The organism is Methylocystis sp. Uni0008, assembly GCF_056838045.1.
The window spans coordinates 456,634-468,736 of record NZ_CM166370.1 but is presented as its reverse complement, the minus strand read 5'-3'; the positions used below and the strand labels follow the sequence as shown (position 1 = coordinate 468,736).

Sequence of the window (12,103 nt, the reverse complement as noted above, 5' to 3'; positions counted from 1 at the left end):
CGCCGCCGTCCACCAAGACAGCTACAGGGGGACTGCCATGGTGGGTGTAGTTTGACGAAGCAGGCCTGAAGAACAAGGACCACAGACAGTATTTGCCTTGGTTAAATACTTGGTATCATAGCATTTATACTATCTGGCCCCAGGCGGCGCCGGGCGGCCAGATCACCGCACCCCGGGCCTGATTCGGCGGCTCGGTTACGCAGAGACGCCAGCCGAAAAGGCTCAAAAGGGAAGGGCGCCATGTCAGATGATCTGAACTGTGACGACATCATTGAGCTGCTTGCGCTTGAACCCAACGCGACATGCGGCTTCGTCCGCACCACCTATACGAGCAAGCTGTCCTTTGGCGCCGACGCCTTGCCGCCGCCCTTCGCCCGTACCGGGCCAGTGGGTTCGGCGCTCTATTTCCTGGTGACGCCGCATGCGCCGGTTCGACTGCACCGAATCCGCAACGATCAGCTTTACCATTATTATCTCGGCGATCCGCTGGAGCTGTTCATGCTCCATGGCGACGGCTCGTCCGAGCGCGTGGTGGTCGGGCCTGATCTGCGCGCAGGCCAGCGCGTTCAGCTGCTGATCCCCGGCGACACGTTTCACACCGCGCGGCTTCTGGACGGCGGGCGCTGGTTTTTCGGCGCGAGCACCGAATGGCCCGGCGTCGTTCCGCAGGACGTCGAGATCGGCGATCTCGATCAGCTGGCGACAAAACACGCGGAGGTCGCGTCCGAACTCCGCGCCATCGCGGCGTCGGTCAGAGAGGTCCCGCAAACTGCGGTCCGGCCGCGTTAGCTTCTATTTGCATTCCTGCACGGCGCGGGCGAGCGCCTCAGACAATCCCTTGAGCGAATAGCTGTCGGTCGTGCTCGTGCCCTTGGACGAAGAGGCCTTCACGATAAGCTTCGCGCCGCCGCGCAGCGCGCCGACGAATTCTTTCTCCCGCGACTGATCCTTCACCCAGGCGTTCATTCCCTTGGTGATCAGCTCGTAGCTGTCGCCGTCGATGTCCGCGACTGCGGCCGAGCCGTCCTTCGTCGCGTAGCCCAGATTGATGGCGACCTCGTTGTGAATGTTCTCGGCGGGCCGAGTGGAGATAAAGATATAGGCTGCGGAGTCTTTGAGCTTGGCTTTGGGATTCCGTTCCTTCGGCTGTCCGAGCGCGTAGCAGGTCCTGTTGCGGCCGTTCTGGGCGGCGTAAGCGCCCCATTCTCCGTAGCTTCCGAGCTGCTCCGGCTTTTCCGAGCCTTTGTCCGCGGCCGGTTTCTCGGCTTTCTCGTTTTTTGCCGGCTTTCGCTTGGCCTTGGCTGCGTCCTCGGCTGTAGGCTCTTCAGCGGATTTCGGCTTCGCTTCCGCTGCGGCGAAAGTGAAGGAGACGGCCAGTCCGATGGCGGCGAGAGTGACGAGGAGACGTGAGCGCGTGCGAGATTCTCTAGGCATAGGCTCAGATTGTACCGCCTGGCGTCGGCGCGAACAAGAGCGTCAGCGTTGTTCGCGCCTGTGCAGTGGACCCGAAACTATCCGTCTTTTCGCGCCGTCATCAAATAATTGACGTCTGTGTCGTGGCTTTTTCGCCAGCTTTTGGTCAGCGGCTGGAAGCTCATCCCCGCACGATCGATCTCGCGCATGCCGCCTTGCCGCACCCATGACGAGAGTTCGTCGGGGCGGATGAATTTGTCGTGGTTATGGGTGCCCTTCGGCACCCAGCCGAGCACATATTCGGCGGCGACGATGGCCAGCAGATAGCTCTTCATCGTCCGGTCGATCGTCGCCAGGAAGAGGAGCCCGCCCGGCTTCAGCAGCCGCCCGAGCATGGCGACAAACTCGCGCGGGCCTTCGACGTGTTCGATGACTTCGAGCGCCGCCACCGCATCGAATTGCTCGCCGGCCGCTGCGAGGTCTTCGGCTGTGATATTGCGGTAATCGATGTCGAGGCCGGATTTTTCGGCGTGCTGTTTCGCGATGGCGATGTTGTTCGGCGCAGGGTCCACTCCCGTCACCTGCGCGCCGAGCTGCGCCAGCGACTCGCTCAATATGCCGCCGCCGCAGCCGATATCGGCGATGCGCACCCCCTCGAGCGGTCGGTCTCCCGGCGCGTTCAGCGCGCCGGCGTCGTGCTGGATGAAACGGCGCGCGTGATCGCGGATATAGGCGACGCGAACGGGGTTGATCTCATGGAGAATCCCCATCTTGCCGTTCTTGTCCCACCAGAGTTCGGCCAACCGGTTGAAGCGCGCGACGTCTTCGGGGTCGACGCTGGCGGAGTGGGGCGCGGAATGTTGGGGCAATGAGGAGCCTCGCGGAGATTGGGGGCATTTGGATTATCCGGCCTCGTCCTCGGGCGCCATCGGGCTCCTCGGGATGAGGTCAGAGGAACGATGTGAAAACTTCTCATCCTGAGGAGCGCGCAGCACGCGCCCCAAGAGCAAGGAGCTTGCGCATAATCGCGCTGGCGGAACTGCCGTTGACAGTCCCGCCAGCGCGGACACATATAGCTCCGCTTCCTGCGCGACGCGAGCGTCACGCCCATTTTCCGGTCTTCATGTCACGCCTGGTCATGAAATTCGGCGGCACGTCGGTCGCCACTGTCGAACGCATCCACAATGTCGCGCGCCATGTGAAACGCGAGGTTGAGGCGGGGCACGAGGTCGCTGTCGTCGTCTCGGCGATGTCGGGCAAGACCAACGAGCTCGTCGCCTGGTGCCGGGAGGCGGCGCCGCTCTATGACCAGTGCGAATATGACGCCGTGGTCGCATCGGGCGAACAGGTGACGGCCGGACTTCTCGCGATTGCGTTGCAGAAGGCGGGGGTGCCCGCGCGCTCCTGGCTCGGCTGGCAGGCCCCGATCTACACCAATGCGGCGCATGGCGCGGCGCGGATCGAGTCGATCGATGGCGCGGGCATCGTCGAGGGTTTCAGCCGGGGCGAAGTCGCGGTCGTCGCCGGCTTCCAGGGCGTTCATCGCGAAACAGCGCGCATCACGACACTCGGCCGCGGCGGGTCGGATACGAGCGCGGTCGCGCTCGCGGCGGCGATCAAAGCCAACCGTTGCGATATCTACACCGATGTCGACGGCGTTTACACGACTGACCCGCGCGTTGTGCCCAAGGCGCGGCGCATGGACAAGGTCGCCTTTGAAGAGATGCTCGAAATGGCGTCGCTGGGCGCGAAGGTCCTGCAGGTGCGCTCGGTCGAGGTCGCGATGGTGCACGGCGTGCCGACCTATGTGCGCTCCTCCTTCGACGATCCGGAGAATCCGGGCCAGGGGACGCTGATCTGCAACGAGGAGGACATCGTGGAAGCCCAGGTCGTCACAGGCATCGCCTTCTCGCGTGACGAAGCGCAGATCACGCTTCGGCGCGTCGCCGACAAGCCGGGCGTCGCGGCCGCGGTGTTCATGCCCCTGGCCGAGGCGGGGATTAACGTCGACATGATCGTGCAGGTCGTTTCCGAGGAAGGCATGACCGACATGACCTTCACGGTTGGAACGGCCGATTATGAGCGCGCCTTCGCGATCATCGAAAAGGTCAAGGACGCGGTTGGTTTCGCGCATATCACGGGCGAGAAGGACGTCGCCAAAATTTCAGCGATCGGCATCGGCATGCGCAGCCACGCCGGCGTCGCCGCTCAGGCGTTTCACGCCCTTTCAGAAAAGGGCGTCAATATTCGCGCCATCACCACGTCGGAGATAAAGTTTTCTGTGCTGATCGACGAAGCGTACACGGAACTCGCTGTGCGAACGCTGCACTCGCTCTACGGCCTCGACGCCGCTTAGCTGAGCAGTATCGCAACGCTTGAAAGCGAGCGTTGCCGCGACATCTACCGCAACCACAATGGTTCGCGTGGAGGATGTCCAATGGAAGAACTCACCAGTAGCGTCGTTTCCGAGACGAAGCTCGATCCGACGGTCGCCAAAGCAGCTCTCGGCCTTGTACTCGGTTTTCTTCGCGACAAGGACACGACCGGCAATATGCAGGTAATGATCGCCAAAATGCCGCGCGCTCAAGAGGCCATTGACACAGCTCAGCACACCGGCGACGGCGGCGTTACGCAGGTCATCGAAGGCATGACGAGCTTTATTGGCCACGGCCGAGCAGATCTGAATATTCTCGCTGGTCAGCTCGAAAAGCTCGGGATCAGTGAAGCGCAAACCGACGCGTTGGTTCGCCAAGTGATCAATCGCGCTGAAAACATTCTCGGGGCCGAGGGCGCCGAGAAGATCAAGGGCATTCTGCCCGCGTTGCGCGAGCGCACCGACTTGCCGACGGATCTGCGACAGCAGGCGTAATGATCGGGCTGGCGCGCGACCCGCGCGTCAGCCTTTCTGGCGGCGACAAGCGCGATCGTTGCGCTTGATTTTCCTCCCCGTCGCGGCGACAGTCTGGCGTTTTCCGGCTTTGGAAGGGGAGGCCCTCATGGATGAACTGGTGGCGCGCGTCTCGGCGGCTCTTGGCGTTGACGCAGAAGTCGCCAGGACCGGCGTTGGCCTCGTTCTCGGCTTCCTGCAAAAGGAGTCGCCTGATGGCGCCGTCGCTGAATTCCTCGACAAGCTTCCCGGCGCGCGTGAGGCGATCGACGCCGCCGAATCGTCAGGCGCCGGCGCGGGCGGACTCGGCGGGTTGTTGAGCGGCATGGGCGGGCTGATGGGTCTTGGCGCCAAGCTCAATGGGGCCGGTATTGAAATGGGACAGATTCCGGCGCTAGGCCACGAGATTTTCGGATATGCCGAAACCAAGATCGGACCGGAAAAGCTGCGCGAGATCGTCGATTCGATCCCCGGCCTGGCCCAGTTCGTTTGACGGTCATCGCCGAAGGCTGGCGATCGTCACGCCGCCGGCTCGAAGCGCGACGATGAGCGCGCCCGCATAAACGAGCGCGCCGCCGATTCCAAGCGCCGTAAGCGCCACGAGATTGGCGAGCGCGCCGAAATGCGCGCCGAGCGCCAAAGCGGCCGACCGGCCGAAGATCGCGACCGCGGTTAGCAAGGCGCAGGCGACGAAGGTCGCGCCGAGCGTCTTCACGAAGATTTCGTCGAACCGCATCCAGTCCTGGGCGAGCGCGATTCCGACGAGCGCGGCGAGGTTGATCCATAGTCCAACGGACGTCGCCGTCGCGAGGCCGACGGCGCCGAGCGGCCGAAACAGCACGACCTTCAATGCGACATTCGCGGCGAGCGCCGCCAGCGCGATGAGCATCGGCGTCCTTGTGTCGCCGCGCGCCTGGAAACTCGCCCGCGCCGAGGCGATGAGCACAAGCGCCATCAAGCCGGCGCCATAGGCGGCGAGCACGTCGCCCGCCGCATAGGCGTCGGCCGCCGAAAACCTGCCGCGCTGAAAGAGCCCGGCGACGATCAGTTCGGGAATCGTGTCGAAGGCGATGAAGAACGGCGCCGCGAGCGCGACCGTGAGCGCCATGGTTCGGCTCTGCGCGTGATGCGCGCCTTCTTCGTCGCCGGCAGCAAGGCGGCGGCTCATTTCGGGCAGCAGCACAGTGCCTGCGGCGATGCCGATGACGCCGACCGGAAGCTGGTAAAGCCGCTCCGCGTAAGAAATCGACGAGACGCCGCCGTCGGGCAGCATCGACGAAAGAATCGTGTCGGCGAGCACGGCGATCTGCGGACTGGCCGAGCCGATGATCGCAGGCCCCAGACGGATGAAGAAATCGCGCACGCGCGGCCAGTGCGGCTTGCGCAAACGCTGCAGGACGCCAATCCGCCGCGCCTGCCACATCAACAGTCCGAGCTCGAGAACGCCGGAAACGGTGATGCCCCAACTCGCGGCGTAACCGGCGTTCGGAAAAAGAAAAGCGACCGCGAGCGCCGCCATGACCGAAAAATTCATCAGATTGGGCGCGAAGGCGGGAAGCGCGAAGCGGCCGCGCGCGTTCAGCGCGCCCATATGCAAGACGAAAAGCGTGATGAAGAGCAGATAGGGAAAGGTGATGCGGGTGAGATTGACCGCCAGCGCGAATTTCTCCCGACGATCATCGAGACCGGGCGCGAGCAGCGAAACGAATTGCGGGGTGAGCGTCCAGACGATCGCAAGCAGGATGATCTGGGAGGCGAGAAGCAGCGTGTAGACTTGCCCTGCGAACTCCTCCGCCGCGGCGTCGCCCTCCTGCTCGATCGCCATTGAATAGGACGGAACGAACGCCGCGTTGAACGCGCCTTCTCCGAAAATCGCGCGAAAGCTGTTGGGCAGCCGCTGGGCGATGAAAAACGCGTCGGAGACGGCCCCCGCGCCCATGATCGCCGACTGCATCGCGAGCGACAGAAATCCCGTCACGCGCGAGAGCAGGGTGAAGCCGCCGACCGAGAGAAGATTGCGAATCATCGCAATCGTCCTAGCAGCATTTCGTTAAGCTCGCGCTCTCCTCAGTGTCTCGGGCAGTGCAGATAATATCCGCCGGTTATGGTGGCGAGCTCGTCGCCTTCTCCGCGAGACCAGTGAATGTTGGCGCTGCGACGGCATTTGTCGGAAATGTCGGCCTGGCGTTCGTAGGTGGCGACATCCTTGTCGGCGTCGACCGTGAATCCGTCGTTGCGCAGCTCGTCGATGAGATCGTCGACCTCCGTCGAACCGACGTGGAAGCGTTTGGCGAGCCGCGCCTGAAAGAGCTGCTGGTCGGCCTCGGTCTTTGACTCGGGCAATCCTTCGAGCAGGCTCGGCACGGCAGGAGGAGCCGCGAAGCGCCACATGCGCGCGCCGAAGGCGGCGAACAGCGCGACGACCGCCGCCGCAATGATGAGGTTCCTGCCGCGCAGCAGCGAACGGAGGGAATCGGAGCTCATGTAATCACGCCTTGTCCCAGGATTATGCAGTTGCAGCAACGAAGCATCTGAAAAGCGTTTTTGTCGCAGTCAGATCGTCGCCCCTTTGTCGCTCGCCTTGTTTTCAAGTCCCTCTCTCTCGCCCAGCCTCTCGGCGACGAGATAGAGCGGCCTTCCCTTTACCTCATTAAAGATGCGCGCGACATACTCGCCGAGCACGCCGAGCGAAATCAGCTGAACGCCGGAAAAGAAGGCGATCGATACCACCAGAGTGGGAAAGCCAGGAGCGTCGACGCCAAACAGCATGGTGCGGATCCAATAATAACCGGCCATGGCCAGCGCGAAGGCGGAAATCGCGAGTCCCACATAGGTCCACACCTTGAGGGGAATCGACGAGAAGGACATCAGCCCGTCGAGCGCAAATCGCGCCAGTCGAGCGAAATTGAACTTGGACGCTCCGCCGGCGCGGACGTCGACGTCGAAAGGAACGCCGATCGACTTGAACCCAATCCAGGCGAAGAGACCCTTGTTGAAGCGCGCGCGCTCCCGCATCGTCAGCAGCGCGTCCACCGCCTGCCGGTCGAGCAGGCGGAAGTCTCCGGCGCCGGGCGGCAGCCGGACGTCCCCGAAGTTCTCCAGCAAATGGTAAAAGATACGCGTGAGCGCCACGCGCAGCTTGGGATCGGTGGCGCGGTCGACGCGCTGCCCGTAAATGTTCTTGTAGCCTTCCCGCCACTTCTCGATGAATTGGCCGATGACTTCCGGCGGGTGCTGAAGATCGGCGTCCATGATCACGACCGCGCGACCGCGCGCCTCGTCGAGTCCAGCGGCGATCGCCACCTCCTTGCCGAAATTGCGCGACAGCGACAGAGCGCGAAATCGCGGCTCTTCGGCGCAGAGGTCGCGCAATATGTCCAGACTCCCGTCGCCGGAACCGTCGTCCACGAAGATCGCCTCGTAAGAGACGTCGCAGGCGTCGAGGGCCGGCGCAATTCTCGCCGCCAGCGGACGGAGATTCTGCGCCTCGTTGAACACGGGGATGATGAGGGAGATATCGGGACTGTTCATAGGAAAGGCTTAAACCAATATTTATAGGGGCGGCATAGGATTAACAGGCGCAGCGTTTAGGCTAACGCCGTGCGGCGCGGATGGAGCGGACGATGGCTGAAAATCGAATTGTTGCGCTGTGCGCGGATGATTACAGCCTGTCCTATGGGGTCAGCGCCGGCATCTTGGAAGCCGTCGATGCAGGGAGGATCACGGCGGTTTCGGCGTTGGTGAATGGTCCGCGCTGGCCTGCGATGGGGCTCGAGCTGTGTCGCCGTGGTCGCAACGCAGACGTCGGCCTGCATTTCAATCTCACTCTGGGGCGGCCGCTATCGTCGATGCCGAAGTTCGCGCCGAATGGAGAGTTCCCGCCGCTGTCGAACGTTATCCGCATGGCGTATGGCAGGCGCCTGCCTATGGAGGAAATCCGCGCGGAGATCGACCGGCAGTTGGACCGCTTTGAAGCGGTGATGGATCGTCCGCCGGATCATGTCGACGGCCATCAGCATGTCCATGTCCTTCCCGGCGTCAGGACGGCGATTCTTGACGCCCTGGCGGCGCGCAAGCTCGAGGGGCGGACGTGGATTCGCGACGCTGGCGATGGTTTGCATCGGATTCTCGTGCGTGGCGCCAACGCTCGGAAGGCGCTCTCGGCGCTCTCGCTGGCCGGCGGTTTCCGCCGGGAAGCGCGTCGCCGCGGCTTCGCCGTCAACGATGGCTTCGCCGGATTTTCGAACTTTCACCCGAGCTTTGATTACGCGAGGATCTTTCGAAGCTACCTTCGAGCGCCCGGCCGAAGACATCTGATCATGTGCCATCCGGGCCATGTCGATGAAGAGCTGCGCTCGCTCGATCCGGTGACGATCACGCGCGAGCAGGAGCTGGCGTTCCTGCTTTCGCCGCGCCTGCCGGAGATGCTGGAAAAGCGCGGCCTGCGCCTGGGGCGCCTGTCACAGCCGGAGCTGAGCGCCGACGCCGAGCAGGAGGCGGCTCAGTAGATCCCTTCGAAGGAAATCGGCGCCCGTTTCTTGCCGTCCCGCAGATAGATGTCCTTCAGGAACGGCGCGCGCCGGCGGTTGAAGTCCTGCAGCCACCAGCCGTCGCCCAGCGGATCGAAGACCGGCTCGTCGGTTCTGCGGAAGATCGCGGTCGAGCCGACGAACTCCACCTTCTCGAACATCCGGTCTTCGCTCAGGAAGTCGGCGAACCGGCTGATCGTCGGAATGTGAATGTCGTCGACGACGAGCAGTCCGTCCGTCTTCAGGTGCGGGTAGAAGTAGTAATATTCTAGTTCCGGGAATGGAAAGCCATGCGGACCGTCGATCAGCACCAGATCGTACGGCGCGTGGTCTTCATATCGCGGCAGCGTGAGCTGTGTCGGACCGAAGACGAGGTCGAGACGGTCCCGCCGCGTCGCAGGACAGTTCAGGAAATAGTCGACGCTGGACGCGTTCTGGCCGCGGTCGTCGTAACAGAACACTTTGTGCCGCTCGGCGATGCGCGAAAGAAAGATCGTGGATTTTCCGCATCCCGTTTCAGCCGAGGAAATTTCCGTTCCCGCCAGCAGCTGCTCGATGCGCACCAGCGTTCGCAGCGGCATCGATCCGGCGCTGTGGGCGAAGCCGACGGCGCGTTCATAGTCGCCGATTTCGGCGACGAGATTCTTGTCGCGCGTCGCCTCGGCGCGCAGCGGCGCCGGCATTGAGGAGATCGGGGAGCTCCATAGCCTTCGCCGCACTCGATTGATTAGCTTGCGGACGAATGACGAAGGCATGGCTCCTGACGCGTTCTCGAGATTCCGAGCGAAGAGGAAGGGGTTATATCAGCGCGAGCGGCGCCACGGAAGCGGGCCGGCGGCATTTGCCGCTCAAGCTTGGCTTTCTTGGATTTCTATTTTATTTCAATGTCTAACCCGAAATCGAACACCGGGGCGGAGTGCGTCAGCGCCCCGACCGAAATCAGATCGACGCCTGTTTTGGCGATTTCGGCGACATTCGCGAGGGTGACGCCGCCCGAGGCTTCGCAGGTCATGCGGCCCCCGACGAGCGCCACGGCGCTGCGCAGATCGGCGAGCGTCATATTGTCGAGCAGCACGGCGTCGGCGCCTTCTTCGAGGACCTCGCGCAGCTGGTCGAGGGTGTCGACTTCGATCTCGATCTTAATGAGATGCCCGACATTCGCCTTCGCCGCTCTGAGCGCGGGGATAACGCCGCCGGCGACCGCGACATGATTGTCCTTGATGAGCACGGCGTCATCGAGGCCGAAGCGGTGATTGACGCCGCCGCCGCAGCGCACGGCATATTTCTCCAGCGCGCGCAGCAGCGGCGTGGTTTTTCGCGTGTCGCAGATTCGCGCCGACGCGCCAGCGATCGCGCTGACGTAGTGCGCCGTCGTCGTGGCCACGCCAGACAGCTGACCAAGAAAATTAAGCGCGACGCGCTCGGCCGAAAGAATGGGGCGGGCGGGGCCAAAGATCATGGCGACAACCGCTCCCGGCGCGACGCTGGCGCCGTCGACGACCTCCGCTTCAAAATTGATTTGCGGATCCATCAGCGCGAAGGCGGCGCGCGCCGCCTGTATTCCCGCGACCACGCCCGACTGGCGCGCGACGATCGCCGCGCGGGCGCGCGCGTTCGCCGGGATGATCGCCTGCGTCGTCACATCCCCGGCGCGGCCCAGATCTTCGGCGAGCGCCGCGCGGACCGCCTCTTCGATCAGTATCGGGGGCAACTCGCCAATCATGTCTCAACCTCATGGGCGACGCGCAGGACGGCGTCGAGAGTCGTGAGCGAGCGGCGCGCAAGCTCGGACGCCGGCTGCGGAAAGTCCGAGCGGAAATGCGCGCCGCGACTCTCGCGCCGCTGGAACGCCGTCGCCGCTATGAACAGGCCCGTCGTCAACATATTGCGCGCCTCGATGTCGCTCGTTCGCGAAATCATGCGGCGGATCGACCTTACCGCGACGGCGAGCCCTGCGCCGTTGCGGATGACGCCGACATTCGCCGACATCAGATCGCGCAGCTCCTCGATCACCGCGAAATCTCGATCGCGCGGTATCGGCTCGAGGCGCTCCGCCTGAAGCCGCCGGCCCTCGACGGGCGGAAGCGGCGTCGCGCGCACGTCCGCCGCGACGCGAGCCCCAAACACGATCGCCTCGAGCAGAGAGTTCGACGCAAGCCGGTTGGCGCCGTGAACGCCGGTCGACGCAACTTCGCCGACGGCCCAGAGGCCATCGACGCTGGAGCGGCCGCGCGCGTCGGTCCAGACGCCGCCCATATGGTAATGCGCCGCCGGCGCGATCGGGATGAGTTCGCGCGAGGGATCAATCCCGGCGCTCATGCAGCTTCCATAAACCGTCGGAAAGCGCGTCGGGAATTCGGCGCCGACAGCCGAACGGGCGTCGAGAAAGGCGCCCTTTCCGGCGGCGATGCTGGCGAAGACGCCGCGCGCGACAATGTCGCGGGGGGCAAGCTCCCCTTCGGGATCGATGTCGCGCATGAAGCGCCGGCCGTCGCGATCGACGATGGTCGCGCCTTCGCCGCGCAGAGCTTCGGTCGCGAGGGGCGCCGGATCGGCGTCAATGTCGATCGCCGTCGGGTGAAACTGAACAAATTCCGCGTCGGCGATCAGCGCGCCGGCCCGCGCCGCCATCGCCACGCCTATTCCACGCGCTTCCAGCGGATTGGTCGTGACCCGGTAAAGATGGCCGATGCCGCCCGTCGCGAGGATCAGCGCCGCGCAGGGGGTCTCGTGGATCACGCCGGCCCCGTCGCGGGCCAGGACGCCGACGGCGCGACCGCCGCGCACGACGATCTCCTGCGCAGAATAGCCTTCGACGATGTGGATCGACGGGGTTCTGGCGACTTCTTTCGCCAGCGTATCCATGATCGCGCGCCCGGCGACATCGCCTTGCACGCGCACGATGCGCCGGCGTGAATGCGCCGCCTCCTGCGACGGCAGGAAGGCGCCGAGCGCCGAGCGGTCGAACGGCGTTCCCATCGCCGCGAGATCTTCGACGCGCGCACGGGCTTCGCGCGCCATGCCGAGCGCGATGTCGCGTTCGACGATGCCGCCGCCCGCCGCCACCGTATCGTCGGCATGCTTTTCAGGCGTGTCGCCCTCTTCGACGGCGGCGGCGATGCCGCCCTGCGCCCAGAAGGACGAACCGCTGTAGCCGATCGGCGTCGGCGCGAAGATCGCGACCGGCGTCGGCGCCAGTTTGAGCGCGCAGAACACGCCCGCGAGTCCGCCGCCGACGATGATGATGGGAGGCAAATCTTCGCGCATCGACCGG

At 64.1% G+C, this 12,103-nt stretch carries 13 protein-coding genes; 5 read left to right on the top strand and 8 right to left on the bottom strand.

Going from position 1 to position 12,103, the window contains the following annotated elements:
- Positions 1–240: 240 nt before the first annotated feature.
- Complete coding sequence (locus tag AC0X69_RS02345) at positions 241–789, top strand: cupin domain-containing protein (RefSeq protein ID WP_482610909.1); 549 nt, start codon at positions 241–243, stop codon at positions 787–789.
- A gap of 3 nt (positions 790–792) precedes the next feature.
- Here the strand turns inward: AC0X69_RS02345 and AC0X69_RS02340 are convergent, their stop codons facing one another.
- Both AC0X69_RS02340 and ubiG read right to left on the bottom strand, forming a co-directional pair.
- Positions 793–1,434 carry an invasion associated locus B family protein gene (locus AC0X69_RS02340; protein WP_482610907.1) on the bottom strand — a complete coding sequence of 214 codons (642 nt, stop codon included), beginning with the start codon at positions 1,432–1,434 and terminating at the stop codon, positions 793–795.
- 77 nt (positions 1,435–1,511) lie between these two features.
- Complete coding sequence (gene ubiG, locus AC0X69_RS02335) at positions 1,512–2,282, bottom strand: bifunctional 2-polyprenyl-6-hydroxyphenol methylase/3-demethylubiquinol 3-O-methyltransferase UbiG (RefSeq protein ID WP_482610905.1); 771 nt, start codon at positions 2,280–2,282, stop codon at positions 1,512–1,514.
- Between the two features lie 254 nt (positions 2,283–2,536).
- Here ubiG and AC0X69_RS02330 point away from each other — a divergent pair, with 254 nt between their 5' ends.
- The 3 genes from AC0X69_RS02330 (at position 2,537) to AC0X69_RS02320 (ending at position 4,793) form a co-directional block, all read left to right on the top strand.
- Complete coding sequence (locus tag AC0X69_RS02330; RefSeq protein WP_482610903.1) at positions 2,537–3,769, top strand: aspartate kinase; 1,233 nt, start codon at positions 2,537–2,539, stop codon at positions 3,767–3,769.
- 81 nt (positions 3,770–3,850) lie between these two features.
- On the top strand, positions 3,851–4,282 hold the full coding sequence (locus AC0X69_RS02325; protein ID WP_482610901.1) for a hypothetical protein: 432 nt from the start codon (positions 3,851–3,853) through the stop codon (positions 4,280–4,282).
- A 127-nt stretch (positions 4,283–4,409) separates the two neighbouring features.
- Positions 4,410–4,793 (top strand): DUF2267 domain-containing protein, encoded by a 384-nt coding sequence (locus AC0X69_RS02320; RefSeq protein WP_482610899.1) that lies wholly within the window; start codon positions 4,410–4,412, stop codon positions 4,791–4,793.
- A gap of 3 nt (positions 4,794–4,796) precedes the next feature.
- On the opposite strand, the gene murJ is transcribed toward AC0X69_RS02320, so the two are convergent.
- From murJ to AC0X69_RS02305, 3 genes are all read right to left on the bottom strand, one after another.
- Positions 4,797–6,326, bottom strand: a complete 1,530-nt coding sequence (gene murJ / locus AC0X69_RS02315) for a murein biosynthesis integral membrane protein MurJ (RefSeq protein ID WP_482610897.1) — start codon at positions 6,324–6,326, stop codon at positions 4,797–4,799.
- Between the two features lie 41 nt (positions 6,327–6,367).
- Positions 6,368–6,784 carry a hypothetical protein gene (locus AC0X69_RS02310; protein WP_482610895.1) on the bottom strand — a complete coding sequence of 139 codons (417 nt, stop codon included), beginning with the start codon at positions 6,782–6,784 and terminating at the stop codon, positions 6,368–6,370.
- Between the two features lie 69 nt (positions 6,785–6,853).
- Entirely contained in the window at positions 6,854–7,831 is a 978-nt protein-coding gene (locus AC0X69_RS02305; protein ID WP_482610893.1) for a glycosyltransferase family 2 protein, read from the bottom strand.
- A 92-nt stretch (positions 7,832–7,923) separates the two neighbouring features.
- Here AC0X69_RS02305 and AC0X69_RS02300 point away from each other — a divergent pair, with 92 nt between their 5' ends.
- On the top strand, positions 7,924–8,808 hold the full coding sequence (locus AC0X69_RS02300; protein ID WP_482610891.1) for a ChbG/HpnK family deacetylase: 885 nt from the start codon (positions 7,924–7,926) through the stop codon (positions 8,806–8,808).
- Here AC0X69_RS02300 and AC0X69_RS02295 read toward each other — a convergent pair.
- The 3 genes from AC0X69_RS02295 to AC0X69_RS02285 all read right to left on the bottom strand — a co-directional run bounded on the left by AC0X69_RS02295 (position 8,802) and on the right by AC0X69_RS02285 (position 12,096).
- Positions 8,802–9,512 (bottom strand): class I SAM-dependent methyltransferase, encoded by a 711-nt coding sequence (locus tag AC0X69_RS02295; protein ID WP_482610889.1) that lies wholly within the window; start codon positions 9,510–9,512, stop codon positions 8,802–8,804. The two genes, AC0X69_RS02300 and AC0X69_RS02295, sit on opposite strands and share 7 nt — an antisense overlap.
- 188 nt (positions 9,513–9,700) lie before the next feature.
- Entirely contained in the window at positions 9,701–10,552 is an 852-nt protein-coding gene (gene nadC / locus AC0X69_RS02290; RefSeq protein WP_482610887.1) for a carboxylating nicotinate-nucleotide diphosphorylase, read from the bottom strand.
- On the bottom strand, positions 10,549–12,096 hold the full coding sequence (locus AC0X69_RS02285; RefSeq protein WP_482610885.1) for an L-aspartate oxidase: 1,548 nt from the start codon (positions 12,094–12,096) through the stop codon (positions 10,549–10,551). Before AC0X69_RS02285 ends, nadC begins: the two co-directional genes overlap by 4 nt.
- Between the last annotated feature and the right edge of the window lie 7 nt (positions 12,097–12,103).

Bases quoted from the DNA above. Each gene is read 5' to 3' on its own strand.
- AC0X69_RS02345 (WP_482610909.1), top strand. From the start codon at position 241: ATGTCAGATGATCTGAACTGTGACGACATCATTGAGCTGCTTGCGCTT.
- AC0X69_RS02340 (WP_482610907.1), bottom strand. From the start codon at position 1,434: ATGCCTAGAGAATCTCGCACGCGCTCACGTCTCCTCGTCACTCTCGCC.
- AC0X69_RS02330 (WP_482610903.1), top strand. From the start codon at position 2,537: ATGTCACGCCTGGTCATGAAATTCGGCGGCACGTCGGTCGCCACTGTC.
- AC0X69_RS02325 (WP_482610901.1), top strand. From the start codon at position 3,851: ATGGAAGAACTCACCAGTAGCGTCGTTTCCGAGACGAAGCTCGATCCG.
- AC0X69_RS02320 (WP_482610899.1), top strand. From the start codon at position 4,410: ATGGATGAACTGGTGGCGCGCGTCTCGGCGGCTCTTGGCGTTGACGCA.
- murJ (WP_482610897.1), bottom strand. From the start codon at position 6,326: ATGATTCGCAATCTTCTCTCGGTCGGCGGCTTCACCCTGCTCTCGCGC.
- AC0X69_RS02310 (WP_482610895.1), bottom strand. From the start codon at position 6,784: ATGAGCTCCGATTCCCTCCGTTCGCTGCTGCGCGGCAGGAACCTCATC.
- AC0X69_RS02305 (WP_482610893.1), bottom strand. From the start codon at position 7,831: ATGAACAGTCCCGATATCTCCCTCATCATCCCCGTGTTCAACGAGGCG.
- AC0X69_RS02300 (WP_482610891.1), top strand. From the start codon at position 7,924: ATGGCTGAAAATCGAATTGTTGCGCTGTGCGCGGATGATTACAGCCTG.
- AC0X69_RS02295 (WP_482610889.1), bottom strand. From the start codon at position 9,512: ATGCCGGCGCCGCTGCGCGCCGAGGCGACGCGCGACAAGAATCTCGTC.
- nadC (WP_482610887.1), bottom strand. From the start codon at position 10,552: ATGATTGGCGAGTTGCCCCCGATACTGATCGAAGAGGCGGTCCGCGCG.
- AC0X69_RS02285 (WP_482610885.1), bottom strand. From the start codon at position 12,096: ATGCGCGAAGATTTGCCTCCCATCATCATCGTCGGCGGCGGACTCGCG.